Genomic DNA, 1,102 nt, shown 5'->3' on the forward strand with positions numbered 1-1,102 from the left:
TACTGTTATCAGTTCGTAAGCTCAAGCATGATTGAGATGCTCTTACCCTGGTACTATTTACCGTGTCATTTAACTTTGTTCAAGTCGCGTTTGCTTATCTGAGGAAAGTCTTTGGCGATTGCACTTTTACCTCAGCAACTATTTTTGACTGTACCCGTGGGATTTCCTTTGAAATGGTCTGGTAACCATTCATCAGCACGATGCAGTAAATCATCAAGATTCAAATTCCACAGAATTACTGTCTTATCATTACTCGCAGATGCTAAAGTTTGACCGTCAGGACTAAAATCTATACTTGTAATCGGCTGGGTATGATTTTGTAACGTATATATTTCAGTCCCATCAAGACTCCACAATTTGATAGTATTATCATCACTACCAGAGGCTAAAATTTCACCGTCAGGACTAAAGCTGATGCTAGTAATAGCTTGGCTGTGTCCTTTGCAAATTTTTACTTTTTTATCCTTAAGATTCCAAAGTTTGATAGTACAATCTTCACTAGCTAAAGCCAGGATTTCTCCATTAGTACTAAAGCTAATTTGAGTCACTATACTACTGTTAGTTGGGAAACAAGTATTTTTCTTTTCTAATAGTTTATTGTCGTCTGTAAAGTCCCATATTTTTATATTATTATCTGCACCGGCAGTGGCTAAAGTATGACTATCGGAACTAACCCCCATACAATGAATTCGATTGCTATGTCTTTTTAAAGCTAATGAGTTACCATCTTGGTCATAAATTTCAAGAGTACCATTCTCTTGAGCCAAGGCTATAATTTTACCATTAGAACCAAAATTTAAGCTAGTAATTCCGAAATCTTGTAAAATAGGCAATGGTGTTTCACTATTATTTAATGATAAAAAATCAACATAACCATCATTATTACTGAAAGCAATAATTTTGCCATTTGGATGAAAACTAAGATCGGTAATTTTTTTCTTATCAATTTGATGGCTTTTAATTTCTGTGCCATTTGTTTGCCATAATTTTATATGGCCATATTCATCAGCAGAAGCCAGAGTTTTACCATCCGGACTAAATCTAACAGTTGTAATTTTCCTATTATGACTACAAAAAGTTTGTGGTTTATTATCTCTTAAAA

1 protein-coding gene is annotated in these 1,102 nt (G+C 34.1%); it reads right to left on the reverse strand.

Annotated features, from left to right (window positions below; all coding sequences use genetic code 11):
* Positions 1 to 131 precede the first annotated feature (131 nt).
* Positions 132 to 1,102: WD40 repeat domain-containing protein (locus tag F6K49_RS52000; RefSeq protein ID WP_293110862.1), on the reverse strand; the 971-nt coding region annotated here is incomplete at its 5' end.

Source organism: Moorena sp. SIO3I6 (assembly GCF_010672095.1).